The organism is Actinomycetospora soli, assembly GCF_021026295.1.
GTDB classification, from domain to species: domain Bacteria; phylum Actinomycetota; class Actinomycetes; order Mycobacteriales; family Pseudonocardiaceae; genus Actinomycetospora; species Actinomycetospora soli.
Genome location: NZ_JAJNDA010000004.1, coordinates 82,875 through 105,980 on the forward strand (window position 1 = coordinate 82,875; position 23,106 = coordinate 105,980).

The 23,106-nt window shown below is 74.7% G+C and carries 24 protein-coding genes; 15 read left to right on the forward strand and 9 right to left on the reverse strand.

The window, feature by feature from the left end:
• The first annotated feature begins 28 nt into the window (after positions 1-28).
• Both LN037_RS07375 and LN037_RS33450 read left to right on the forward strand, forming a co-directional pair.
• Positions 29-1,360, forward strand: a complete 1,332-nt coding sequence (locus tag LN037_RS07375; RefSeq protein ID WP_230751302.1) for a sensor histidine kinase — start codon at positions 29-31, stop codon at positions 1,358-1,360.
• Positions 1,357-1,977 carry a response regulator gene (locus LN037_RS33450; protein WP_230751303.1) on the forward strand — a complete coding sequence of 207 codons (621 nt, stop codon included), beginning with the start codon at positions 1,357-1,359 and terminating at the stop codon, positions 1,975-1,977. Before LN037_RS07375 ends, LN037_RS33450 begins: the two co-directional genes overlap by 4 nt.
• Here LN037_RS33450 and LN037_RS07385 read toward each other — a convergent pair.
• The 3 genes from LN037_RS07385 to LN037_RS07395 are packed head-to-tail and all read right to left on the reverse strand — an operon-like array spanning position 1,962 to position 4,619.
• On the reverse strand, positions 1,962-2,627 hold the full coding sequence (locus tag LN037_RS07385; RefSeq protein ID WP_230751304.1) for an SDR family NAD(P)-dependent oxidoreductase: 666 nt from the start codon (positions 2,625-2,627) through the stop codon (positions 1,962-1,964). The two genes, LN037_RS33450 and LN037_RS07385, sit on opposite strands and share 16 nt — an antisense overlap.
• Positions 2,628-2,661: 34 nt before the next feature.
• Positions 2,662-3,723 (reverse strand): glycosyltransferase family 4 protein, encoded by a 1,062-nt coding sequence (locus LN037_RS07390; RefSeq protein WP_230751305.1) that lies wholly within the window; start codon positions 3,721-3,723, stop codon positions 2,662-2,664.
• A gap of 14 nt (positions 3,724-3,737) precedes the next feature.
• On the reverse strand, positions 3,738-4,619 hold the full coding sequence (locus LN037_RS07395) for an oxidoreductase (RefSeq protein ID WP_305058219.1): 882 nt from the start codon (positions 4,617-4,619) through the stop codon (positions 3,738-3,740).
• Between the two features lie 93 nt (positions 4,620-4,712).
• On the opposite strand from LN037_RS07395, the gene LN037_RS07400 reads away from it, so the two are divergent.
• A complete protein-coding gene (locus tag LN037_RS07400) occupies positions 4,713-5,879 on the forward strand; it encodes an MCE family protein (RefSeq protein ID WP_230751306.1) in 1,167 nt (388 codons plus the stop codon).
• Here LN037_RS07400 and LN037_RS07405 read toward each other — a convergent pair.
• On the reverse strand, positions 5,872-6,219 hold the full coding sequence (locus tag LN037_RS07405; protein WP_230751307.1) for a hypothetical protein: 348 nt from the start codon (positions 6,217-6,219) through the stop codon (positions 5,872-5,874). The genes LN037_RS07400 and LN037_RS07405 overlap by 8 nt on opposite strands.
• A 216-nt stretch (positions 6,220-6,435) precedes the next feature.
• Here LN037_RS07405 and LN037_RS07410 point away from each other — a divergent pair, with 216 nt between their 5' ends.
• Complete coding sequence (locus LN037_RS07410) at positions 6,436-6,828, forward strand: SRPBCC family protein (protein ID WP_230751308.1); 393 nt, start codon at positions 6,436-6,438, stop codon at positions 6,826-6,828.
• 326 nt (positions 6,829-7,154) lie between these two features.
• Here LN037_RS07410 and LN037_RS07415 read toward each other — a convergent pair whose 3' ends face one another.
• Positions 7,155-7,802, reverse strand: a complete 648-nt coding sequence (locus tag LN037_RS07415) for a hypothetical protein (protein ID WP_230751628.1) — start codon at positions 7,800-7,802, stop codon at positions 7,155-7,157.
• Between the two features lie 172 nt (positions 7,803-7,974).
• Between LN037_RS07415 and LN037_RS07420 the strand changes: the two genes are divergently transcribed.
• From LN037_RS07420 to LN037_RS07445, 6 genes are all read left to right on the forward strand, one after another.
• Complete coding sequence (locus LN037_RS07420; protein ID WP_230751309.1) at positions 7,975-8,685, forward strand: response regulator transcription factor; 711 nt, start codon at positions 7,975-7,977, stop codon at positions 8,683-8,685.
• The gene (locus tag LN037_RS33455) at positions 8,682-10,181 is read left to right on the forward strand and encodes a HAMP domain-containing sensor histidine kinase (protein ID WP_230751310.1); all 1,500 of its coding nucleotides are present in this window, start codon (positions 8,682-8,684) and stop codon (positions 10,179-10,181) included. Before LN037_RS07420 ends, LN037_RS33455 begins: the two co-directional genes overlap by 4 nt.
• A gap of 74 nt (positions 10,182-10,255) precedes the next feature.
• A complete protein-coding gene (locus LN037_RS07430) occupies positions 10,256-10,957 on the forward strand; it encodes a PAS domain-containing protein (protein WP_230751311.1) in 702 nt (233 codons plus the stop codon).
• Between the two features lie 75 nt (positions 10,958-11,032).
• A complete protein-coding gene (locus LN037_RS07435) occupies positions 11,033-12,958 on the forward strand; it encodes a molybdopterin oxidoreductase family protein (RefSeq protein ID WP_255693572.1) in 1,926 nt (641 codons plus the stop codon).
• A gap of 9 nt (positions 12,959-12,967) precedes the next feature.
• Complete coding sequence (locus LN037_RS07440) at positions 12,968-14,818, forward strand: NAD(P)H-dependent oxidoreductase subunit E (RefSeq protein ID WP_230751313.1); 1,851 nt, start codon at positions 12,968-12,970, stop codon at positions 14,816-14,818.
• The gene (locus LN037_RS07445) at positions 14,815-15,747 is read left to right on the forward strand and encodes a 2Fe-2S iron-sulfur cluster-binding protein (protein ID WP_230751314.1); all 933 of its coding nucleotides are present in this window, start codon (positions 14,815-14,817) and stop codon (positions 15,745-15,747) included. Before LN037_RS07440 ends, LN037_RS07445 begins: the two co-directional genes overlap by 4 nt.
• A 4-nt stretch (positions 15,748-15,751) precedes the next feature.
• Here the strand turns inward: LN037_RS07445 and LN037_RS07450 are convergent, their stop codons facing one another.
• The 3 genes from LN037_RS07450 to LN037_RS07460 are packed head-to-tail and all read right to left on the reverse strand — an operon-like array spanning position 15,752 to position 18,980.
• The gene (locus LN037_RS07450) at positions 15,752-17,356 is read right to left on the reverse strand and encodes an AMP-binding protein (RefSeq protein ID WP_230751315.1); all 1,605 of its coding nucleotides are present in this window, start codon (positions 17,354-17,356) and stop codon (positions 15,752-15,754) included.
• The gene (locus LN037_RS07455; RefSeq protein ID WP_230751316.1) at positions 17,353-18,168 is read right to left on the reverse strand and encodes an alpha/beta fold hydrolase; all 816 of its coding nucleotides are present in this window, start codon (positions 18,166-18,168) and stop codon (positions 17,353-17,355) included. Before LN037_RS07455 ends, LN037_RS07450 begins: the two co-directional genes overlap by 4 nt.
• The gene (locus tag LN037_RS07460; RefSeq protein WP_230751317.1) at positions 18,165-18,980 is read right to left on the reverse strand and encodes an SCP2 sterol-binding domain-containing protein; all 816 of its coding nucleotides are present in this window, start codon (positions 18,978-18,980) and stop codon (positions 18,165-18,167) included. Before LN037_RS07460 ends, LN037_RS07455 begins: the two co-directional genes overlap by 4 nt.
• A gap of 89 nt (positions 18,981-19,069) precedes the next feature.
• On the opposite strand from LN037_RS07460, the gene LN037_RS07465 reads away from it, so the two are divergent.
• The 4 genes from LN037_RS07465 (at position 19,070) to LN037_RS07480 (ending at position 21,736) form a co-directional block, all read left to right on the forward strand.
• Complete coding sequence (locus tag LN037_RS07465) at positions 19,070-19,690, forward strand: TetR-type transcription factor C-terminal domain-containing protein (RefSeq protein ID WP_230751318.1); 621 nt, start codon at positions 19,070-19,072, stop codon at positions 19,688-19,690.
• 73 nt (positions 19,691-19,763) lie between these two features.
• Entirely contained in the window at positions 19,764-21,113 is a 1,350-nt protein-coding gene (locus tag LN037_RS07470) for an MFS transporter (RefSeq protein WP_230751319.1), read from the forward strand.
• Positions 21,114-21,206: 93 nt separating this feature from the next.
• Positions 21,207-21,443, forward strand: coding sequence for a hypothetical protein (locus LN037_RS07475; protein ID WP_230751320.1), 237 nt, complete (start codon positions 21,207-21,209; stop codon positions 21,441-21,443).
• Positions 21,444-21,502: 59 nt separating this feature from the next.
• A complete protein-coding gene (locus LN037_RS07480) occupies positions 21,503-21,736 on the forward strand; it encodes a hypothetical protein (protein ID WP_230751321.1) in 234 nt (77 codons plus the stop codon).
• 82 nt (positions 21,737-21,818) lie between these two features.
• On the opposite strand, the gene LN037_RS07485 is transcribed toward LN037_RS07480, so the two are convergent.
• The gene (locus LN037_RS07485) at positions 21,819-22,442 is read right to left on the reverse strand and encodes a pyridoxamine 5'-phosphate oxidase family protein (RefSeq protein WP_230751322.1); all 624 of its coding nucleotides are present in this window, start codon (positions 22,440-22,442) and stop codon (positions 21,819-21,821) included.
• 77 nt (positions 22,443-22,519) lie between these two features.
• Between LN037_RS07485 and LN037_RS07490 the strand changes: the two genes are divergently transcribed.
• On the forward strand, positions 22,520-23,092 hold the full coding sequence (locus LN037_RS07490) for a TetR/AcrR family transcriptional regulator (RefSeq protein ID WP_230751323.1): 573 nt from the start codon (positions 22,520-22,522) through the stop codon (positions 23,090-23,092).
• Positions 23,093-23,106: the final 14 nt, after the last annotated feature.

Here is a 23,106-nt window from a genome sequence, read left to right on the forward strand (position 1 = left end):
AGCCCGTGAGCTGCGTAGTCTCGCCGTCGTGATCGGAGAGGTGGACGCGGCGCCCGTCCCGGCGTCCCCGCCATCCCGGCCCCCGAGGCGCCGGCTCCTGCGCGCCACCGCGCCGCGCCTGGTCGCGGGGTTCACCGTCGCGGGCGTGCTCGTCACCCTCGGGCTGGCGGCGGCGATCGCGCTCGTGGCTCGGGAGCAGGCGACCGACGTGGCGATCGACCAGGTCACGCAGCTCGCGTCGGTGACCGCGCACGGCGTGGTGGAGCCGCGGCTCGACGACGGGCTGCTCACCGGCGATCCGGAGGCGATCGACGCGGTCGACGACGCCGTCACCCGCGCGGTGCTCGGCGACTCGCTGATCCGCGTGCTCATCTGGGACGCCGACGGACGGATCCTCTACAGCGACGACCGCCGTGAGATCGGTGACCGCTATCCGCTCGCCCCGGACGAGCGGCGCGTCCTCGACGCGAACGACGAGGCGGCGGGCGTCGCCGAGGACGGCTCCGGAGACGGCAAGGTACTCGAGGTCTACCACGCGATCCGGACACCCGGCGGCACGCCGCTGCTCTACGAGGCCTACTTCCGCTACGACGCCGTCGTCGAGGCCGGGTGGGACGCGTGGCGATCCTTCGCGCCGCTCTCGGTCGGCGCCCTGCTGCTGCTGGAACTGGTGCAGGTGCCGCTCGCCGTGGTGCTGGCCCGCAAGCTCCAGCGCCGGGAACGGCAGCGGGAGCGGCTGCTGCGCCACGCGGTGGAGGCGTCGACGGCGGAACGACGGCGGATCGCGCAGGACCTGCACGACGGCGTCGTCCAGGAACTCACCGGCATCACCTACGGCCTCGACGCGAGCCGGCTGCGGGGAGGTCCCGAGTCCGCGGTGGTCACCGAGTCGGCGACGCGGCTGCGGGAGAGCATCGGGTCGCTGCGCACGCTGCTCGTCGACATCTACCCGCCGAACCTCGCCCAGGAGGGGCTCGGCCCGGCCCTGCAGGACCTCGCGGGCGGCCTGCGTCGGCGGGGGCTCGTCGTGTCGGTCGCGCTCGAGGCGGTCGACGTGGTGGGGCCCGCCGAGGCGGCGCTGCTCTACCGGGCCGCGCAGGAGGCGGTGCGCAACGTCGTCACGCACGCCGGCGCAGCCACCGCGGCGATCACGCTGGTCGCCGACCCGGGCCGGTGGCGGCTCGCGGTCGCCGACGACGGGCGTGGGTTCGACCCGACGGACGCCGCCGCCCGTGCGGCCGACGGCCACCTCGGGCTGCGGGCGCTGAGCGACCTGGTCGACGACGCCGGCGGCGCCGTCGACGTCCGGTCCACGCCGGGGGCGGGCACGACGGTCGTCGTGACGGTGCCGCGCTCGTGACCGGCGTGCTCGTGGTGGACGACCACGCGGTCGTCCGGCAGGGACTCGTCGCCCTGATCTCCACGGTGGCCGACCTCGACGTCGTCGGGGAGGCCCGTGACGGCGACGAGGCCGTGGAGCGGGTGGAGGCCCTGCGCCCCGACGTCGTGCTCATGGACCTGTCGATGCCGGGCACCGACGGGGCGGCGGCGACGCGCCGTATCCGGGACCTGGCGCCCGACGTCCGGATCCTCGTGCTCACCTCGTTCGCCGACCAGCGCCACGTCCTCGCGGCCCTCGACGCCGGCGCCGACGGCTACCTGCTCAAGCACGCCGAACCCGAGACCATCCTCGAGGGCCTGCGCCAGGTCGCCCGCGGGGAGGCACCGCTCGACGGCCGCGCCGCGCGCGTGCTGCTGAGCGCCCGGTCCGACCCGCCGCGCACGGTCGACCTCACCGACCGCGAGTCCGAGGTGCTCCTGCTCGTCGCCGACGGGCTGGGCAACAAGCAGATCGCCCGCCGGCTCGCGATCACCGAGCGGACCGTCAAGAACCACCTCACGCACATCTACCAGCGCCTCGGCGTCACCGACCGCACGCAGGCCGCGCTGTGGACGGAGCGTCACCTGCGCTCGTGACCGTCCCCGGGCGCCACGGTGACCTCCTCCTCGCCGCGCTCGAGGGCGTCGAGCGCGGCCTCGGCGACGGTGTCCGGCGACTGCCACCGCCACGCCGGCAGGTGCCCGGACTCCTCGCCCGACCGCTCGTGGAACGCGGTGGCGGTCCGGCCCGGACGCACCACGGTGACCCGGATCCCGTGCTCGCCGGCCTCCGGACGGGCCGCCCGGGACAGGGTCTCCAGGTACGACTTGCCCGCGGCGTAGGCGGCGATCGCCGGGTCGTCGCGGCCCGCCGCGGTGCTCGACACGTTGAGGATCCCGCTGCCCGCCGGCATCGACCGCAGCGCCGCGGCGGTCAGCCGGGTCGGCGCGAGCACGTTGAGCAGCACCGACTCGTCGAGGTCCGCGGGGTCCTGCTCGCCCAGCTCGCCGTAGGTGGCCGAGCCCGCGTTGTTGACGAGCAGGTCGACCCCGCCGAGCTCCGCCTCGACGCGGGCGAGGCCCTCGGCCGTCGTCAGGTCCGCGACCAGCACGCGCACGTCGACGTCCAGCTCCCCGGCCAGCTCGGCGAGGGCCTCCGTGGACCGCGCGACGAGCAGCAGGGGGTGGCCCCGGGCGGCCAGGGCGCGCGCGAACGCCGCGCCGATCCCGGAGGAGGCACCGGTCACCAGGGCCCGATTCTTCACCCGACCGGGTGACCCGTCATCGGCGCCCGGCAACCACTCCGCGCAGTACGTCACGGATGTCGTCGTTCATCTGCGCGCTGCTGTGGTGCTCGATGACCCACGCCCGGGCGGCCTCGCCCATCGCCCGGGCCCGCTCCGGGTCGTCGAGGAGCGCGCCGATCGCCTCGGCGAGGGCGTCCGGGTCCTCGGGCTCGACCAGGATTCCCCGCGACGGGTCGACCAGCGCCTCCATGGCCGCGGTCCGGGTCGCGACGACGGGTCGTCCGCTCGCGGCCGCCTCGAGCACCACCGTCGACCCGCTCCCCCGCGTCGTCGGGTGCAGCGCGAGCGCGACCACCGTGGAGCGCCCGTACATCGCCCGCACCGCGCCCTCCATCCGGCAACGGTGCACGACGCCGAGGTCGGCCGGGATCTCGACCCCGTCCATCGTCGTGCCGATCTCCAGCCGGACCCGTCGTCGGGCGGAGAGCCGGCGGACCGCCTCGACGAGCAGCGGGTGGTCGCGGGCCTCGTCGTCACCCACCCCCGCGACGAGCGGGGTCGCCTCCGACCACGGCCGCGGCGCGAAGAACTCCGTGTCGATCCCCAACCGGCACGGGTGCACGCGTGCGGGGTCGAGGCCCCAGCCCTCGACCAGGTCGGTGTACATCCCGGGCCCGAGGGTCACGATCCCGGCGAACCGCCGCAGGAGGGTCCCGACGACGGGTCGCGCGGCCCGGGAGTACGTCTCCGGTCCCTGCACCCAGACCAGCCCGGAGACGACCGGCGGCCCGCCCGGCACGGCGACCGCCGGGAAGCCGGTGCGCTCGTCCATGCAGTAGACGACGTCGGCGCCGCGCCGCGCGGGGGCCCCGAGCAGCTCCGCCACCGGCTCGTAGCCGTCGAGCCGGTTGCGGACCTTGCGAGCCACCCACGCCGCCCGCCCGGTCAGCGGGCGGCGGAACTCGAGGTCCACGTCGTCGACCTCGGCCAGGTGGTGCAGGCCGTAGGGCGTACGGTCGGGGATCTCGCCCCGCGCGTTCGCCGCCGTGTGCGCCTCGACGTCCGACTGCTCCGGCAGCTCCACCCGTATCCGCATCGCCACCGATCACATCACGAGCCGATGGCGTCCAGCTCGGCGACGGCGTCGGCGGGCAGCTCGAGCCCGGCGCCCGCGACGTTCTCGCGCAGGTGGTCCACCGACGAGGTGCCGGGGATGAGCAGGATGTTCGGGGAGCGCTGCAGCAGCCACGCGAGCGCGACCGCCAGCCGCGACGCCCCGAGCCGCTGCGACACCGCGTCCAGCTCGGCGGACTGCAGCGGCGAGAAACCGCCGAGCGGGAAGTAGGGCACGTAGGCGATCCCCTGCGCGGCGAGCGAGGCGATGAGCTCGTCGTCGTGGCGCCGGGCGATGTTGTAGGGGTTCTGCACACAGACCACGGGCGCGATGCGCTGCGCGGCGGCGATCTGCTCGGCGTTCACCGTGGACAACCCGAGGTGGCGGATCTTGCCCTGCTGCTGCAGCTCGGCCAGCACGCCGAACCGCTCCTCGATCGGCTCCTGCGGCTGCGGGGTCATGGTGTCGTCGCCGCCGGGCATGCGCAGGTTGACGACGTCGAGGGTCTCCAGCCCGAGCCGCTGCAGGTTGTCGTCGACGGCCTGTCGGAGCTGGTGGGGCTCGAGCGCCGGCGGCCAGCCGCCCTGCTCGTCGCGGGCGGCGCCGACCTTCGTGACGATGCGCAGGTCGTCCGGGTAGGGCGCGAGGGCCTCGCGGAGGATCTCGTTGGTGACGTGCGGGCCGTAGAAGTCCGACGTGTCGATGTGGTTGATGCCGAGCGCGACCACCTCGCGCAGCACCGCGACCGCGGCGTCCCGGTCGGCCGGCGGACCGAAGACGTGCGGGCCGGCGAGCTGCATCGCCCCGTAGCCGACACGGGTGACCTCGAGGTCGCCGAGGTGGTAGGTGCCGCCGGGCAGTTCCGTCGTGATGGACATGGCCCCAGGCTGCCCGGCCGGACGTGAGGCTGCGAGGGGAACACGTTTCCTGGGACTGCGCGTCCCACCCGATCGTGCATCGTTGATCGACCCGTGCGCGCGAAGCTCTGGCTGTTCACGGTGATCACCGTGGTCGGCGTGGTCTTCGTGGCGTTCCGCTACGCCGGGATCGGCCCGCTCGTCGGGTTCCGCCCGCCGGAGGTCCGCCTCGAGCTCGCGGACTCGGGCGGGCTGACCGTGCAGAACAAGGTCGTCTACCGGGGCGTCCCGGTCGGCGACGTCGACCGGCTCGGCATCACGGCGACGGGGGTCGAGGCGGTGATCCGGCTGCGTGCCGACGCACCGGCGGTGCCGGCGTCGGCCGTGGCGGTGGTGACGAACCGGTCGGCGATCGGCGAGGTCTACGTCGACCTGCAGCCGCCGTCGGCGGACGGGCCGGTGCTCGGCGACGGCTCGGTGATCCCCGTGGAGCGCACAGGGCTGCCGGTCGGATCGGTCGTCGGGCTCGGGGCGATCGACCGCCTCGCCCGCGCCGTGCCGGTGGACGACCTGCGCCGCACCGTCGACGAGCTGGCCGTCGCGTTCGACCGGACCGGGCCCGACCTCGGCCGCCTGCTCGACTCCTCGCAGCTGCTGGTCGCGGACGCGCGCCGGTCCCTGCCGGTGACGACGGGGCTGCTCCGCGACGGCCGCACCGTGCTGGGGACGCAGGTGGCGCTCGGCGGGCAGTTCCGGGCCCTCGCCCGCGACCTCGCCGCGTTCACCGACACCCTGCGCCGGTCCGACGGCGGGGTGCGGGCGGTGGTCGCGGCCGCACCGCGGGCCACGGACCAGGTGACGGCGCTCGTGCGCGAGGCCGGGCCGGACCTGGGGCGGACCCTCGCGAACCTGCTGGTGGCGGTGGGGATCCTGGAGCCCCGCACGGCGGGGCTCGAACAGTTCCTCGTGACCGGGCCGTGGGCCGCCGGGGCGATCGGCCCGACGGTGCTGCCCGGGGACGGGCGGCTGCACTTCGGGATCGTGCTGAACGCGAACGACCCGCCGTCGTGCCGGGCGGGCTACCTGCAGCCCGACGCCGGGTGGCGGGCCGCGACGGCGACCGACGCCCTGCCGATGGACACCTCGGTGGGCTGTCGCGAGGCGGCGCCGGTGAACGTGCGGGGGACGCAGAACGCGCCGGGCGCGGACCCGCCGTCGGGACGCGGGATCTCGACGGCGGGTGGTCCGGCGATCGTCGTGCCGGGGCTCTCGCCTAGTTGACGGCGTCGATCGGCGCCGAGCAGGACTTGGCGCTCGTCGCGGCGTTCCCGTGCTTCGCGTCCGAGAAGATCGGCAGGGACAGGACGTTGTCCTGGACCGGGACCTGACCGCCGACGGCGTTGACCGGCACGTTGTTGTTGCAGGCGTTGATCGGGGTGTTCGGGGCGAAGTCGCTCGAGTTCAGCAGCCCCTTCTGCACGGTGCCGTGGTGGCCGTGGTGGTCGCCGTGGCCGTGGTGGTCGCCGTGCGGGTTGTCGCCCGCGAACGCCATGCCGGCGCTCGAGAGCAGGCCGGTGGAGATGACAGCGGTGGCGAGCACGGTGCGACGCAGCGTCGACATGGACCTGCACGTCCTTTCCCAGGATCGGAGGACGGGCGGACGCCCGTCCGGAAGACGTGTCGACAACGCGCTCGTCCGTGTGCGGGACACGGTTCCCGGACGGTCTCCCACGCATCGGGTGACCACGATCGACCCAGCGTCGACCGCGCTCCGGGGCCGTCACCCGACGGTGCCGCACCGCGCCGCCGGGCTGGTCACGCGTGGTGTGATGGCGGTGTGCCCCACGTCTCCACGGTGATCGCCCGTCCCTGGCGCGAGGTGTACGACTTCGCCGCCGACCCCGCACACCTCCCCGCGTGGGCGGCGGGCCTCGCGTCCGCCGCGCTCGTGCCCGGCGAGGACGGGTGGTGGACCGCCACCTCCCCCATGGGCACCGTCGACGTCCGCTTCTGCGAGCCGAACGCGTTCGGGGTGCTCGACCACGTGGTGCGCCTGCCCGACGGCGTCGAGGTGCTCAACCCGATGCGGGTCGTCCCGTGGGGCGACGACGCGGAGGTGGTGTTCAGCGTCCGTCCCCGGGCCGGCATGAGCGACGACGACGTCGCGGCCGACGTCGCGGCGGTCGCAGCAGACCTGGAGACGCTGCGCGGGATCCTGGAGTCGCGATGACCGGTCGCCTTACGTCAGCGGTGGCACACGGCTGACGCTGGATGTCAGCCGCGCGCCACGCTCGTGGGTCGCGCTGCTGACCAGGACGGAGCGCCTGGACATGATCGGGACGTCGTGAGCGCGTCGCATCACCAGTTGGGCGTGTCGCACACGAGGTCGCGATCATGGTCCGGGGGTGCTGCAGCGACCACCGCCGAGCGTGATCAGGACTTCGGTGGCGAGTCGCAGCAGATCGTGGGCGTGTCGCCACCGAAGTCGTGATCATGGTCCGGACGCACCACCGCCCCGGCCGCGGGGAGCACGACCGGGGCGGTGCGGCGACGGCGTCAGCCCGCCGGCGCAGGGGCCGGCGCCTGGCCGTTCGGCGCCGCCGGAGCAGGGGACGGCGCCTGGCCGTTCGGCGCCGCCGGAGCAGCGGGTGCCTGGCCGTTCGGGGCAGCCGGAGCAGCGGGTGCCTGGCCGTTGGGGGCAGCCGGAGCAGCGGGTGCCTGGCCGTTCGGGGCGGCCGGAGCCGCGGGCGCCTGCCCGTCGGGCGCAGCCGGGGCCTGCCCGTTCGGCGGCGCGGGCGGCATCGGGGCACAGCGCCCGGGGCCACCCGCCGGGCCACCAGGACCACCAGGACCACCCCGTCCGGCCGGCCCGCCGTCCGGGCCGTGCGCACCAGGACCACCCGGACCACCCGGCCCACCGTCCGGACCCCGCTGCGCCGCCATCGCCACCGGCCCGTCACCAGGACCACCAGGACCACCAGGACCCCCGGGACCACCAGGCCCCGCCCACGCCGAGCCCAGCGGCGTCGCGAGCAGCACCACGCCCGCCACGACCAGCCCCAGCACGAACGCCCCGACCGTCCCGAGGATGCCGACCGCCCGGCCGCGCGGGCGTCGCTCCCGCGCCGAGTCCCGGAACCGGGCCCAGCGCGACCGCTGCGGCACCGGCTCGACCGGCGCGGTCTCCGGGTCGTACTCGCTCATCGCACGTCCTTCGTCTCGTTCGTCCCGCGCTCCGCGGCTCGGCACCGACGATGGGGAGCGGACCTGAAGCCACCCTGAGGTCGCGGGGCCGCGCGCCGTTCCTCAGCGAGGCTTCAGCGACCCGGTGCGCACTTCAGGCGGGCTTCAGTCGCGCCTGGTGGGATGGCACGTCATGGGCCCCCAGACGGATCCGAACGCGCCGCGGGTGCTCGTCGTCGAGGACGAGGCGACCATGCGCGAGTCGATCGTCCGCGCCCTCGGCCGCTCGGGGCACGTCGCACGGGGCCTTCCCGACGGCGGGTCGCTCGAGGAGACCCTCGACGGCTTCCGTCCCGACCTCGTGATCCTCGACGTGATGCTGCCGGGCCGCGACGGGTTCGACCTGCTGACCGTGGTCCGCGACCGAACCGACGCCGGCATCGTCATGGTCACCGCCCGGGACGCGCTCGACGACCGGCTGCGCGGCCTGGACACCGGGGCCGACGACTACGTCGTGAAGCCGTTCCTCCTCGAGGAGCTCGCGAGCCGGGTCCGCGCCGTGCTGCGCCGGCGGGGGCGGACGCCGACCGCGCTCGTCGTGGGAGACCTCGTGATCGACGAGGAGTCGGGCGTCGCGACCCGCGCCGGGGTGCCGCTGAAGCTGACGGCGACCGAGCTGCGGCTGCTGCGCTACCTCGCCGAGCAGCGCGGCCGCACGGTGAGCAAGAACCAGATCCTCACGCAGGTGTGGGGCTACGACGCCTACGACCCGAACCTCGTCGAGGTCCACCTCTCGGCCCTGCGGCGCAAGCTCGAGGCGCACGGACCGCGGATCGTCCACACCAGCCGCGGGCTCGGCTACACGCTGCGGGCGAACGACCCGACCGAGGCGGCCCCGTCGTGAGCGGCCCGCGCGACCGGCTCCGGCGTCGTCCGGACCGCACCGCGGTCCCCACGCGGTCGCTGCGGTTCCGCGTGACGGCGACGGTCGTCGCGGTCATGGTGGTGACCCTGCTGGTGGCGGGCGTGGTGCTCGACCTCGTCCTGTCCGCGGCACTCGAGCGCGACCAGCAGGACCGGCTCGCCGAACGGGCCGCCCGGGTCGACCAGCTCGTCGCCCAGCAGGTGCCCGCCGACGACCTCGTCGGCCTGCTCGACGGGCCGGGCGTGAGCGCGGTCCGCCGGCAGGCCGACGGCGCCGTCCTCGAGGGGGTGCCCACCCCGCCCGGGCCGCCCGACGGCGGACCACGCGACGGCGGGCCGCGCGGCGGACCGGGCGGGCCGGGCGGACCCACCGGGCGCCCGACCCCCGGGCCACCCCCGGTCCGCGGGGGCAGCGGGACGCTGACGGTGACGAAGCCGCTCGCCGACGGCACCGTCATCGTGCTCACGGCCGACCCCGGCGACGTCGAGGCGGTGGAGTACCGGCTGCGCGGGGTGATGGTCGGCGTGGGCCTGGTCGGCGTGATCGGCTCGGCGTTGCTGCTGTTCAGCGGGGTCACCGCGGCGCTGCGCCCGCTCGACGGCATGACCCGGGTGGCCCGCGCGATCACCACCGGCGACCGCGGCCGCCGGCTGCGGCCCGGCACGAGCGACACCGAGATCGGTCGCACCGCCGCCGCGTTCGACGAGATGCTCGACGCCCTCGACGCCGCCCAGGACCGCTCCGACGAGTCCGCGCGCCGCGAGCGCGCCGCCGCCGAGGAGGCCCGGCGCTCGGAGGCGACGACGCGCCGGTTCCTCTCCGACGCCGCCCACGAGCTCCGGACGCCGCTCGCCGGCATGCAGACGCTCGCCGAGACCCTGGTGCGCGACTCCGACGACGACCGCGAGACCCGCGAGGAGCTCGCGATCGCCCTCGTCCGGGAGACCTCCCGCGCCTCCGCGCTCGTCACCGACATGCTCGACCTCGCCCGGATCGAGGGCGGCCAGGAGCTCGAGCGGGAGGAGGTCGACCTCACCGCGCTCGCCACCGAGCAGGTCGACCGCCTCCGCCTGCTCGCGCCCGACCTCGACGTGGCGGTCGACGCGTCGGGACCGGTGCCGGCGTCGGTCGACGTCGGGAAGGTGCGCCGGGTCCTCGTCAACCTCCTCGACAACGCCCGGCGCCACGTCTCCGACGGCGGGTCGGTGCGGGTGCAGGTGTCCCCCGGACCCCGGGTCGTGGTGCACAACGACGGCGAGCCGGTCGCCGAGGCCGACCGCGAGCGCATCTTCGACCGCCTCGTGCGGCTGGACGAGGCGCGGGCGCGCGACGCCGGCGGGGCCGGTCTCGGCCTCTCGATCGCGCGGGCCCTCGCCCGCGCCCACGGGGGCGACCTCGAGTACCGCCCGGCGGCGGACGGGTCGGGGTCCGATCTCGTCCTCACGCTGGGCCGCGTGCGCCCGTCCGTTGGTTGAAACGGGGCCTTCCCCCGATCGTGGCACCGTCGTTACTGTTCGGTGACGTCCAACCGAACGCCGTCGGGGGTGGGATGGACCGGATCGGCGAGTACACGTGGTGCCCCGGGGTCGACCGCTGGGAGTGGAACGACGCCATGTTCCACCTGCTCGGGTACGTCCCGGGCCAGGTCCGACCGAGCCGTGCCCTCGTCGTCGCGCACAAGCACCCGGCCGATCGGGCGCAGGTCGAGCACGTCATCGCCGACGCCTGCAGCAACCGATTGGCCTACACCCACCGACATCGGATCGTGTCCGTCACGGGCGAGATCCACGAGGTGACGGCGATCGGCTACCCCCTGGGCGCGCCGTCGGAGGCGCTGCGGCTGCACGGCTACCTCGTCCACCTGGCCACGCACCAACCCTCGGCCTCCGCCGCGCGGGCCGCCGGGGCCACCGCGCGCCCGCCGTTCCGCCCGGAGCCCCCCGTGACGGCGGGCCCGCCCACGGTCCCGTTCACCCTCCCCGACCCGACGACCGCGGCGCCGTGGGCGCTGGACGTGACCCGGGAGCACGACCGGCTCCTGGTGCGCGCCATCGACGTCCTCGCGGAGCTCACCGAGCTGCCGCAGGGCGCCGCGGCCGCCCTGGTGGCCCACCTGGCCAACGCCGCGGCGCTGCCCCTGATCGTGGTGGCCGAGCGGATCCTCGCGACGCGCCTCGACCCCGACGTCGTCGGGCTGGGCGACCTGCTCCGCGGACTCGCCCGGCCGGACCTGCCCGACCGACCCGGGTGATCGTGACGGAGGTCGCATTCGATCTCCGTGGCGTTTAGCGTGACGGTGAGCACATCGTCGTCGCTCGGAGGTCTTCTGATGCGAGCACCGCGCCACGTCCGCCTGACCACGCCGCTCGTCCGCGACGGCGGCGAGCTCCGCGAGGCGAGCTGGGAGGAGGCCCTCGACCGGGCCGCCGCCGGCTTCCGCGGGGTGCCCGGCGAGGCGTACGGGATGTTCTCGTGCTCGAAGGCGACCAACGAGCTGAACTTCATGGCCCAGAAGTTCGCGCGGGTGGTGATGGGGTCCAACAACGTGGACTCCTGCAACCGCACTTGACACGCTCCCAGCGTCGTCGGTCTGACGGCGGTGTTCGGCGCCGGTGGTGGCACCAGCGCCTACCAGGAGGTCGAGGAGACCGACCTGGTGCTGCTCTGGGGCTCCAACGCGCGTGAGACCCACCCGATCTACTTCCACCACGTGCTGACGGGCCTGCGCAACGGGGCCGAGATGTACGTGGTCGACCCGCGGCGCACCTCGACGGCGCGCTGGGCGAAGGGCCACCTGCCGCTCGACGTCGGCACCGACATCGCGCTGGCCCACGGGATGGGGCGGGCGATCCTGGACGCCGGGCTGGAGAACCGCGCGTTCATCGAGCGCGCGACCACCGGGTTCGACGAGTACCGGCGCACCGTGGAGCAGTGGTCGGTCGAGCGCGCCGCCGCGGTGACGGGCGTCGACGCCGACCTGATCCGCGAGACCGCGCTGGCGTTCGCCCGCGCCGACCGGGCGCAGCTGTGCTGGACGCTCGGGATCACCGAGCACCACAACGCCGTCGACAACGTCCGCGCCCTCATCAACCTGGCCCTGCTCACCGGCCACGTGGGTCGGTGGGGCTCGGGGCTCGTCCCGCTGCGCGGGCAGAACAACGTGCAGGGCGGCGGCGACATGGGGGCGATCCCCAACAAGCTGCCCGGCGGCTACGACGTGACCGACGACGCGCATCGCGCCCGCTTCGACGCCGCGTGGGGCAGCTCGGTCCCGCCGGTGAAGGGCCTGCACCTGTCGCAGATGTTCGAGGCGATGGAGCGCCGCGAGATCCGCGCGGCCTACGTCGTCGGGGAGAACCCCGCCGAGTCCGAGGCCGACGTGGCCCACGCCCGGGCCCTGCTCTCCGGGCTGGACCACCTCGTCGTCCAGGACATCTTCCGCACCGCGACGGCCGAGCTCGCCGACGTGGTGCTGCCCAGCTGCGCCGACTGGTGCGAGTACGAGGGCACCGTCACCTCGTCCGAGCGCCGGGTGCAGCGGGTGCGCAAGGCCCTCGACCCGCCCGGCCTCGCGCGGCCCGACACCGAGATCCTCTGCGACCTCGCCCGGCGCCTCGGTCACGACTGGGGCACGCCGAGCGCCGAGCAGGTCTGGGACGAGCTGCGCTCGCTCTCACTGGACTGGCACGCGGGGATGTCCTACGCGCGGCTCGAGGCCGAGGGCGGGCTGCAGTGGCCGTGCCCGTCGCTCGACCACCCGGGCACCCCGACGATGCACACCCGGCTCTGGGAGCGGGATCCCGCGCTGCGCGGGGCGCCGGCCCCGTTCGCGCCGGTGGAGCACGCGGGCCCGCTCGACGAGCTCTCGCCCGAGTTCCCGCTGCGGCTCACCACGGTGCGCCGGCTCGACTCGTACAACTCCGGGGTGCAGACCGGCGGCTACGCCTCCCCGCTGCGCCGCGACGAGGCGCTGTGCCTCGACGCGGCCGACGGGCTCGCGCTGGGCCTGCACGACGGCGAGCGGGTGCGGGTGGTCTCGCGCCGCGGCGCCGTGGAGGCCCCCGTCCGGTTCGACGCCGCGGCCCGCCCGGGGCTGGCGTTCATCACGCCGCACTTCTCCGAGCAGGTCGACGTCAACCTGATCACCAACGAGGCCTGGGACCCGCAGTCGGGGACCTCGGAGTTCAAGGCGACGGCGATCCGCATCGAGAAGCTGTCCGCCACGGTGCGCGTGCCCGTGGCCGGGTCGTAGGAGGAACGCGTGGATCTGGTCCTGCTGCCCGACGCGGCGACGGACGCCGAACGTGCGGCCGTGGACGGCGTCGTCGGGACGGTGTCGGAGCCGCGGCGGGACCTCCTGCTGCCGGCCTTCCACGCCGTGATGGACGGCGTCGGCTGGATCAGCCGGGGCGCGCTGTCCTACGTCTGCGAGCGGCTGCACGTCCCGCCGGCCGAGGCGTACGGGGTCGCGACGTTCTACGCGCTGTTCTCGGTGACCCCGCGGGCGCCGCGGGTGGCGCACGTCTGCGACGACGTCGGGTGCGCCGCGTTCGGCGGCGAGGACCTGTGCGCCGCGATGGAGGAGCGGCTGGGCGCCCCGGGCGAGCGCGACGACGTCACGTGGACCCGCAGCCCGTGCCTCGGCCTGTGCGAACGCGCCCCTGCGGTGTTCCTGCAGCGCGCCTCCGCGTCCCCGCCCTCTGAGCGCGAGGGGAACCCTGACGCCACGAGAGCGCTCGAATCCTCCCCTCACGACGACGAGCCCGGCGGCGACCACGCCCAGATCGCCCCCGCGACCGCCGACGCCGTCGTGCACGCCCTCGACGGCGAGGACGTGCCCGGACCGGATCCCGTCGTCAGCACCCCGCAGGCCGGGGCGCCGGACCTGGAGCTGCTGTCGCGGGTCGGCGTCGTCGACCCGGCCGACCTCGACTCCTACCGCGCCGCCGGCGGCTACGCCGGGCTGCGCCGGGCACTCGCGGTCGGGTCGGCCCGCGTCGTCGACGAGATCACCGTGGCCTCGCTGACCGGCCGCGGCGGCGCGGCCTTCCCGACCGGCACGAAGTGGGCCGCCGTCGCCGGCTCCCCCGAACCGGAGAAGTACCTCGTCTGCAACGCCGACGAGTCCGAGCCCGGCACCTTCAAGGACCGCGTCCTCATGGAGGCCGACCCGTTCGCCCTGGTGGAGGCCATGACGGTCGCCGGCATCGCGGTCGGGGCGCGCACCGGCTACCTCTACGTGCGGGGCGAGTACCCCGCGGCGGAACGGGCGATCGAGCGGGCGGTGGCCGAGGCCCGGCGGCACGGCTACCTGGGCGACGACGTCATGGGGTCGGGCCGGGTGTTCGACATCGAGGTCCGGCGGGGCGCGGGCGCGTACATCTGCGGCGAGGAGACCGCGCTGATGAACTCGCTCGAGGGCCGCCGCGGCGAGCCCCGGGCGAAACCGCCGTTCCCCACGGTCGCCGGGCTGTTCGGGAGACCGACGGTCATCAACAACGTCGAGACGCTGGTCAACGTCCTGCGCATCGTCGCCGAGGGCGGGCCGGCGTTCGCGTCGGTCGGCTCGGGGCGCTCCACCGGGACGAAGCTGTTCTGCCTGTCCGGCGTCGTGTCCCGGCCCGGCGTCTACGAGGTGCCGATGGGCACGACGCTGCGGGAACTGCTCGAGCTCGCGGGCGGGGTCCCGGCCGACCTGCGCGCGATCCTGCTCGGCGGCGCGGCGGGCTCGTTTGTCACCCCCGACCAGCTCGACGTCCCGCTCACCCTCGAGGGCACCCGCGAGATCGGCGCGACGCTGGGCTCCGGGGTGGTGCTGTGCTTCGACTCCTCGACGGACTTCGCCGCGGTCCTGCGCCGGATCGCGGGGTTCTTCCGCGACGAGTCGTGCGGGCAGTGCGTGCCGTGCCGGGTGGGCACGGTCCGTCAGGAGGAGGCGCTCGCGCGGATCGTGCGCGGGCGCGAGATCGGCGGGCGCACCGTCGAGCTGCAGCTGCTGCGCGACGTCGACCGCGTCATGACCGACGCCTCCATCTGCGGCCTGGGCCAGACCGCGGCCTCCGCGGTGCGCTCGGCGCTCGCCCTCGGACTGATCGGAGAGGAGACCTCGTGACCGTCGTCGACCTCGGCACCATCCGCCGTCTCGTCAGCGTCACCGTCGACGACGTCGAGCACCGCGTCCCCGAGGGCGCGACGATCATGGACGTCCTCGACGACGCCGGCGCGGACACCCCACGTCTCTGCCAGGCCCCCAACCTCACGCCGGTCAACGCCTGCCGGGTGTGCGTGGTGGAGGTCGAGGGTTCCCGACCGCTCGTGCCGTCGTGCGCCCGCAGGGTCGAGGACGGCATGGTCGTCCGGACCGACACGGAGCGGGTCGCGCACAGCCGGAAGATGGTGCTGGAGCTGCTCGCGAGCGCCAACGACCTGTCCGAGGCCGGCGACGACGTCGCCCGCTGGCAGATCGAGTACGGCGCCGACCCGGAGCGCTACGGCCCGCCCGGGCCGCCCGCCGCGGCCGGCGAGCGCGGCAACCGGCACGCCGGGCACCACAGCCTTCCCGACGGCGAGACGCGGGCGACGGTCGCGCAGCCGGTCACCGTCGACAACGACCTGTACGTGCGGGACTACGCGCGCTGCATCCTCTGCTACAAGTGCGTCGAGGCGTGCGGCACCGACGCGCAGAACACGTTCGCGATCGCCGTCGCGGGCCGCGGGTTCGACGCGACCATCTCGACGGAGTTCGCCGTCCCGCTGCCCGACTCGGCCTGCGTGTACTGCGGCAACTGCATCGGCGTCTGCCCCACCGGCGCGCTGAAGTCGGTCGCCGAGCACGAGCGGCGCGAGGCCGGGACCTGGGACCCCGAGGGCGAGACGGTCACGTCGACGATCTGCTCCTTCTGCGGCGTCGGCTGCACCCTGGAGCTGCACGTCCAGGACAACACGATCGTCAACGTGACCTCCCCGCACGACCACTCGGTGACCCACGGCCACCTGTGCATCAAGGGCCGGTTCGGGTTCCAGCACGTGCAGAACAGGTGAGCACTCACGGTCGCTGCAGCGACCGTGAGTGCTCACGTGCGAGCGCAGCGAGCACACCCGTGCGGATCTTCGAGCCGTTCGTGCCGGACGTCGTCGGCATCTCGTCGATGACGTGCACGGCGGCCGGGACCTTGAAGGCCGCCAGCGTCGCGGCGCACCAGGCGCGCAGGTCGTCGGCAGTCGCCGGGGCGTCGAGGGTCACGAACCCCACCGCCACCGATCCGCCGTCGGGACCCTCGATCCCGACGACCTTCGCCGTGTGCACGGCCGGGTGCGCCGCGAGCCGCAGCTCGATCTCGGCGGGGTCGACGAGGAAGCCGCGCAGCCGCAGCGCGTCGCCCGCCCGGCAGACGTAGACGAACGCGCCCTCGTCGACGACCACGCCGAGGTCGCCGGAGCGGAACCACCCGTCGTCGGTGAACGTCTCCGGCGAGGCGCCGAGGTAGGCGTCGACCACGTTGGGCCCGCGGAACTCCAGCTCGCCCTCGACGCCCGGCCCGCCCTGCACCCGCACCTCGATGCCGGGGTGCACCACGCGTCCGCCACCGGCCCAGCGCTGCGGGATCGGCTCGGACAGCGGCCAGGTCGCGGCGAGCGCGAACACCTCGGACGAGCCGTAGACCCCGGCCGTCGCGACCCCGAGGCCGTCCAGCCACGCCGCCAGTTCGTGCGAGCGCCCCTGGAAGTCGGCCACGCCCCACCACCGCCACGACGACAGGTCCCGCGGTCGCTCCCGCTGCGCCTCGACCAGCCGCAGCCCGAGGTCGTCGCCGCTCGCGAGGTGCGTGACCCCGACGGCGGCCATGTCGTCGAGGGTGTCGTCCGCGTCGAACACCGGCTCCAGCAGGGCCGCCCCGCCCGCGGCGAGCCCGGCCAGCACCGCGTTGTAGCCGAACACGCCGGACAGGGGCAGCGCGCCGAGCATGACGTCGTCCTCGGTCAGCCCGAGCGCGGCGGCGCCGGCGACGGCGTGGGTCAGCACCGCCGCGCCGGTGTGCGCGGCGAGCTTCGGGAGCCCCGTGGAGCCCGACGTCGTGAAGGCGACGGCGAGCCGGTCCGGGTCGGAGCGCTCCGGCTCGGGCCCGTCGGTCCGCTCCGGGGTCCACGTCCCGAGGCCGCCGACGTCCGGTGTGGTGCCGTCGCCGCGTACGAGCGCCACCTGCGGGCGCACGCCGGAGCCCTCGACGGCGGCTCGGAGCCGGCTCGCGAGGTCGAGCCCGTGGAACCCGTGCGCCAGTGCGACGAGCACCGGGCGCGCCCGGGCGAGGACGTGCGTCGCCTCCTCGACGCCGTAGCGGGTGTTGATCCCGACGACGTGCCCGCCACGCGCGGCGACGGCGCACTGCCAGACGAGCGCCTCGGTCCAGTTCGGCATCCACACCGCGACCGCGTCGCCCGCGTCGACCCCGCGCCCGCGCAGCTCCTCGGCCAGCGCCCGGACGCGCTGCCACAGCTCGCCGCGGGTGACGGCGACCAGGCCGTCGGCGGTCCGCTCGTGGATCGCGACCCGGTCGGGGTCGCGCCGGGCGAGCCGCCCGACCAGGTCGGGCAGGTCCGCGGGACGCGCACCCGGCGTCGGGAAGGGCGCGACGTCGCGCTGCTCGGTCATGCCGCCTCCGTGCCCGTCGTCAGGTCCCGCAGCCAGCCGTCGAGCACGGCGGCGAAGCCGGGAATCTCCTCCATGGGGTAGTGCCCCACACCGTCCAGCACCGTGCACCGTGCGCCGGGGATGCGCGAGGCCGCCCACCGCACGCGCTCGACGTCGAGCCACAGGTCATCCGCGCCCACCACGAGGTGCAGCGGGCAGGAGACCTCCCCGAGCCGTTCCCGCAGGTCGTGCGACGCCCACCCGAGCAGGTCCGAGTTCGAGACGACGGGGTCCTCCCGACGGTGCATCGCCGCGATCAGGCGCGCCCGCTCGGGGTCGGTCGCGCGGCCCACGACGGCGAGCGTGCCGAGCTCGGTGCGGTCCGCGCGGCTCGGGGCGGCGACGTCGACGAGTTCCCGACGGAGGCCGCGCGGGCTCGGCGAGCCCCCGGTCCAGGCGTCGGCGGCCATCGCGACGACGGCGGTGAGCCGGTCGGAGGCCCGGACCGCGAGGTCCAGCGCGATCTTGCCGCCGATCGAGCAGCCGGCGACGGCGAAGCGGTCGAGCCCCAGCGCGTCGGCCAGGGCGAGCAGCCAGCCCGCGTAGGCGCCGAGGTCGTCGACCGGGCCGCCCGGGGCCGGTTCGGAGCGCCCGTGTCCCGGCAGGTCGGGCACGACGACGCGGTGGCCGGCCTCGACGAGGCCGGGCACGACGTGGCGCCACTGCACGCCCGACTGGCCGGCGGTGTGCAGGCAGAGGAGAGCGGGCGACGCCGGATCGCCGTGGTCCTCGACGAAGGCGAACGTGTCGTCGACGCTGCGGTAGCCGGTCATGCGATCGCCCGGGCCGCGTCGACGATCAGGTGGAGCGCGCGCGTCAGGCGCAGGTACTCGTAGCCGTCCCCGGTCGCGGACACGCGTCCGGTCATCGCGAGCCGCAGGAGCGGGTTGTCCGGCGCCTCGACCAGCTCGAGCCACGTGGCGGCGTCGGCGACGAGGGTGAACGTCGCGCCGTGCGGCGCGCGTCGGCTCACGTCGATGACGGCGCCCCGGTAGACCCGCAGGTGCACCTCGTCGTCGTCGCAGCGCAGCCCGATGGTGCCGTCCCAGGTCTCCAGGACCGCGGCGGTCTCCGGGTCGAGCGCGTCGACCACGGCCCGACCCCAGCCGACGGTGCCGAACGCGCGCCCGTCGTCGTCGGGACCGGAGGTACGCGCCGCGACCAGCGCGGTCGTGGTGCCCTCCTGGCGGGTGGCGCCGTCGTCGCCGACGAGGCGCATGTGGCGGGTCACGGTGCCGCGGGTGCCGGAGCGGGTGCGCCGTGCACGCAGGATCATGAGCTCGAGGTGGAGGACGTCGCCGACGCGGATCGGGGCGCGGTAGTGCCAGTGCGTGTCGAGCAGGCCCTGCACCGCCTCGCCGTGCAGGCCGAGCGACTGCATCAGCCCCATCGCGACCGCGATCCCGAACGGGCCCTGCAGCATCGCCCCGGGGCCCGCGTGCAGCGGGTGGTCGTCGCCGGAGAGGCGGGTGAAGGCGGCGAGGTCGTCGGCGGTGACCGGACGGCCGGCGCTGGTGAAGCGCTCCCCCACGGCGAAGTCCTCGAACCACCGGCCGGTGTCCATGGCGGTCGGAGCTGCGACCACGCTCTCCTCCTCGGGGTCTGACACACGAACGATCGTTCATCACCGAATCACCGGCCTCGCGCGCCGTCAAGCCCGCTAGCCTCGACGTCATGAACGCGCGTTCCCCGGCCACCCTCGTGGCCGACACCGGCCGCGGGAACGAGGCCGCGATCCTCAACGCCGCCCTCGACGCGTTCGGCACCCACGGCTTCCACGGGGCCTCGATGCGCGACGTCGCGAAGCGGGCGGGCACGAGCCTGTCGAACCTCTACAACTACGTCCCCAGCAAGTCGCGGCTGCTGGCCGAGGTGCTGCGCCGGGCCAACGACGAGCTGACCGCGCGCCTGCACGTCGCCCTCGACGACGCCGGCGACGACGCGGCGTCCCGCCTGCGCGAACTGGTGCGCGCCTACGTGCGGTTCATCGTCGACCACCAGGTCGCGATGGTCGTGTCGACCAACGAGGTCCGGTACCTGACCGGGGCGGACCGGGCCTCCCTCGTCGCCGAACGCGATGCCACGCAGACCCTCTTCGAGGACGTCGTGCGCCAGGGCGTGGCGGACGGGACCTTCGCGACGCCCTACCCCGACGACGCCGCCCGGACGGTGCTCACCGCCCTGTCCGCCGTGTCCGGCTGGTACCGCCCGGACGGGCGGCTCTCCCGCGGCCAGCTCGCCGAGCAGCAGGCGCGCTACGCCCTCGCCCTCCTCGAGGCACCGCTGGCGCGGTGAGGTCTTGCCAGGCCCGGGACCTGACTCGTAGCTTACGAACGATCGTTCGTACCGAGACGGGTGGAGGCACGCCGTGACGGCTGGGACCGAGATCGCTCCCGCGAAGATGCGGCGGCTCGCCGCCGCGGCGGTCTTCGCGACGACCCTCGAGTGGTTCGACTTCCTCATCTACGCGACCGCGGCCGCGCTGGTGCTCGGCCCCCAGTTCTTCCCCTCCGCGGATCCGGTGGCCGGGACGCTCGCCTCGTTCGCCACCTTCGCGGTCGGGTTCGTCGCGCGGCCGATCGGCGGGATCGTGGCGGGCCACGTCGGCGACCGGTTCGGACGCAAGCCCCCGCTCGTGGCCGCGATGCTGATCATGGGGCTCGCGACCTTCGCGGTCGGCGTCCTCCCGCCCTACTCCAGCATCGGGGTGTGGGCGCCGATCCTGCTCGTGGTCGCCCGGCTGGTGCAGGGGCTCGGCGTCGGCGCGCAGTGGGGCGGCGCGGCGCTGCTCCTCGTGGAACACGCACCGGAGCGGCACCGCGGCTACTACGGCAGCCTCGTCCAGACCGGTGCCGTCGCCGGTGCGGTGCTCGGCAACCTGTTCTTCCTGATCCTCACCGCCACGATGGCGCCCGCCGCCTTCGACGCGTGGGGCTGGCGCATCCCGTTCCTGTCCGGGCTGCTGCTGATCGGGATCGGCGTCTACGTGCAGCTGAAGATCGAGGACACCCCGGTGTTCCACGAACTGCGCGAGCGGTCGGCGGCCGCGGCGCGCGAGGCAGGTCTGCGCAAGGCGCCGCTGGTGACGGCGGTACGCCACCACGGGCTCGCGATCGTGCAGGCGGCCGGGGCGTTCTTCGTCGTCAATGCGGTGTTCTACATCCTGATCTCCGGCATCCTCGGGTACGCGACGACCGAGGTCGGGATGTCGCGGACGTCGATCCTCGTGTGCGTGATGGTCGCCGGGCTCTCGCAGCTCGTCACGATGCCGTTCTTCGGGGCGCTCACCGACCGGATGGGGTCGCGCAAGAAGCTCTACCTCATCGGCTGCGTGTCGATGGCGGTCTTCGCGTTCCCGCTGTTCTGGCTGATCGACACCGGGTCGGTCCCGCTGGTGCTGCTCGCGCTGCTGGTCGCGTTCACGATCCACGCCACGATGTACGGGCCGCAGGCGACGCTCTACGCCGAGATGTTCCCCGCCGACGTCCGCTTCTCCGGCGCCTCGCTCGGCTACCAGGTCGCCTCGGTCCTCGCCGGCGGGCTCGCCCCGTTCATCATGACGGCGCTGCTGGCCACCACGGGCGCGTCCTGGTCGGTCGCCGTGTACATCATCGCCTGCGCGGCGGTCACCTTCGTCGCCGTCGCGTCGATCCGCGAGCGCTTCCGCCGGGACCTCTACGAGGTGTCGGAGCCCGAACGCGCGCCCGTGTCGCGGTAGGTGAGGGCGCCGGTCCGCCGGGAGGGGTACCCCTCTCTCGAACGGACCGGCCGTTCACGTCCGCATAACGTGCCGTGTCGACCGTCGTTCCCGGTGCATGACGAACGCAACGACCCGAGCGGGGCGTTCGTCGCCGTCGTCGTCACCGGGCTGGCCCTGCTCCTCACCGGCGTCGCCGATGCGTGGGAGAACCACGGCACCGGGGGCTGCGGCGCAGGCACGGCCGTCGGCAACGGCGCGACGCTCCTGAACTCCTTCGAGTTCGACCTCTGTCAGCGCGGCGCCGACAACCGCGACGTGACGGGTGACTTCCGGCCGCCGCCCCGTTGACGGCGAACATCGTCGCGCCGCGGGGTCCGATCACCTGCGCCGACGTCCGGGGCAGCGACGTGTCCTTCTACTACCCCTTCGGCGCGGGCAGCGTGCCGCCGCCGAACCCGGCGCTCACCGGCATCGTCATCTACGCCCACGACGGCGGGGCCACCGGCGACACCATCGCCTTCGCCCCGGTCAACGCGGGCGTGATCCCCGACTGCTCGCTGGCGAGTCCGCTCGTCACCGGCCTGAAGCTCACGGCCCTGCCCGTGACCACCGGCGGGATCACCGTCACCCCCCGCGCCTGAGCCACGTCCCGCCCACCGGAGCCCCGGGGACACCGGTGTCCCCGGGGCTCCCGCACGTCCGCGGCCGGGCCGCGGGCGGGGGTCACGACGCGGAGCCGACCGCCCGGAGGCGCCGGTTCTCCCGCTCGAGCTCCTCGATGCGCGCCCGCAGTCCCACGATCCCCTGCTCGATCTCGTCGACGGTGAAGCGCGGCGTGATGTGCTGCGGGCAGTTCCAGTCGAGGCCCTCGACGTCGATCACGAGGAGCCGCTCCACCACGCCGTCGGTGCGCACGTCGGCCAGACGCGCGGCGAGGGCGGGGTCCTCGTCGACACGCACCGACCGCGCCCGGCCCAGCACCTTGAGCCGGGTGCGCGTCGAGTAGCGCATGAAGAACAGCGCGACCTTGTCGCTCGTACGCAGGTTGCCGGCGCTGAGGTACTGCCGGTTCCCGCGGACGTCGGCGAACGCGAGCGTGTGCTCGTCGAGCACGTGCACGAACCCGGGCGGGCCGCCCCGGTACTGGACGTAGGGCCACCCGTCGTCGTTCACCGTCGCGAGGTAGAAGCCGTCGAGGTCGCCGACGAACTCGGTCTCGGCGGGCCCGAGGGCGTCCCGCTCCCTGTCACCTCCGACGAGCCGGCGCTCGTTCGCCCGCCGACTCCCCTGCTCCTCCTGCACCGCCCGGACCGGCGCGGTGGACGTCAGGTGCGCGAACCGACTCATGGCTCCTCCTCGGTGATGTGCTGTACATACTGGTCGTTACAGAGCCGACTGTACATACCACTAGGTACACTCGGGTCGTGAGCACGCGTGAGAATCTCGTCGAGGCGACCGCCGACCTGCTGTGGGAGCGCGGCTACTCCGCCACCAGCCCGGCGATGATCCTCGCCCGCGCGGGCGTCGGCCAGGGCAGCATGTACCACCACTTCCGCGGCAAGGCCGACCTCGCGCACGCCGCGATGGAGCACGTCGCGGCGGAGATGACCGACGCGGTGGAGGGCGCCGACGACCCGTCGCTCCCGACACTGGAGCGGGTCGCCGCCTTCCTCGGCCGGTTCCGCGACCCGCTGCGCGGCTGCCGCATCGGCCGGCTCGTCCAGGACGCCGAGGTGGTCGGCGACGACGCGCTGCGCGGGGTGGCCGACCGCTACTTCCGGCACCTGCAGGGCTGGCTCACCGACGTGCTCGAGGCGGGGCGGGCGGCGGGCGAACTGCGGCCCGACGCGGACGTCGAGGCCGCGGCCGCCATGGTGGTCGCGGTGGTGCAGGGCGGCTTCGTCCTCGCGCGCGCCCAGCAGGACCCCGCCCCGCAGCAGGCGGCCGTCCGCGGGGCGCTGGCCGCGCTGGGTGCGCTGCGCGCAGGTGAGCAGTAACGGTCGCTATAGCA

Excerpts from the sequence above, each read along its gene's own strand:
- LN037_RS07390 (WP_230751305.1), bottom strand. The coding sequence starts at position 3,723 with ATGCGGATACGGGTGGAGCTGCCGGAGCAGTCGGACGTCGAGGCGCAC.
- LN037_RS07395 (WP_305058219.1), bottom strand. The coding sequence starts at position 4,619 with ATGTCCATCACGACGGAACTGCCCGGCGGCACCTACCACCTCGGCGAC.
- LN037_RS07405 (WP_230751307.1), bottom strand. The coding sequence starts at position 6,219 with ATGTCGACGCTGCGTCGCACCGTGCTCGCCACCGCTGTCATCTCCACC.
- LN037_RS07415 (WP_230751628.1), bottom strand. The coding sequence starts at position 7,802 with ATGAGCGAGTACGACCCGGAGACCGCGCCGGTCGAGCCGGTGCCGCAG.
- LN037_RS07420 (WP_230751309.1), top strand. The coding sequence starts at position 7,975 with ATGGGCCCCCAGACGGATCCGAACGCGCCGCGGGTGCTCGTCGTCGAG.
- LN037_RS07430 (WP_230751311.1), top strand. The coding sequence starts at position 10,256 with ATGGACCGGATCGGCGAGTACACGTGGTGCCCCGGGGTCGACCGCTGG.
- LN037_RS07450 (WP_230751315.1), bottom strand. The coding sequence starts at position 17,356 with ATGACCGAGCAGCGCGACGTCGCGCCCTTCCCGACGCCGGGTGCGCGT.
- LN037_RS07455 (WP_230751316.1), bottom strand. The coding sequence starts at position 18,168 with ATGACCGGCTACCGCAGCGTCGACGACACGTTCGCCTTCGTCGAGGAC.
- LN037_RS07465 (WP_230751318.1), top strand. The coding sequence starts at position 19,070 with ATGAACGCGCGTTCCCCGGCCACCCTCGTGGCCGACACCGGCCGCGGG.
- LN037_RS07485 (WP_230751322.1), bottom strand. The coding sequence starts at position 22,442 with ATGAGTCGGTTCGCGCACCTGACGTCCACCGCGCCGGTCCGGGCGGTG.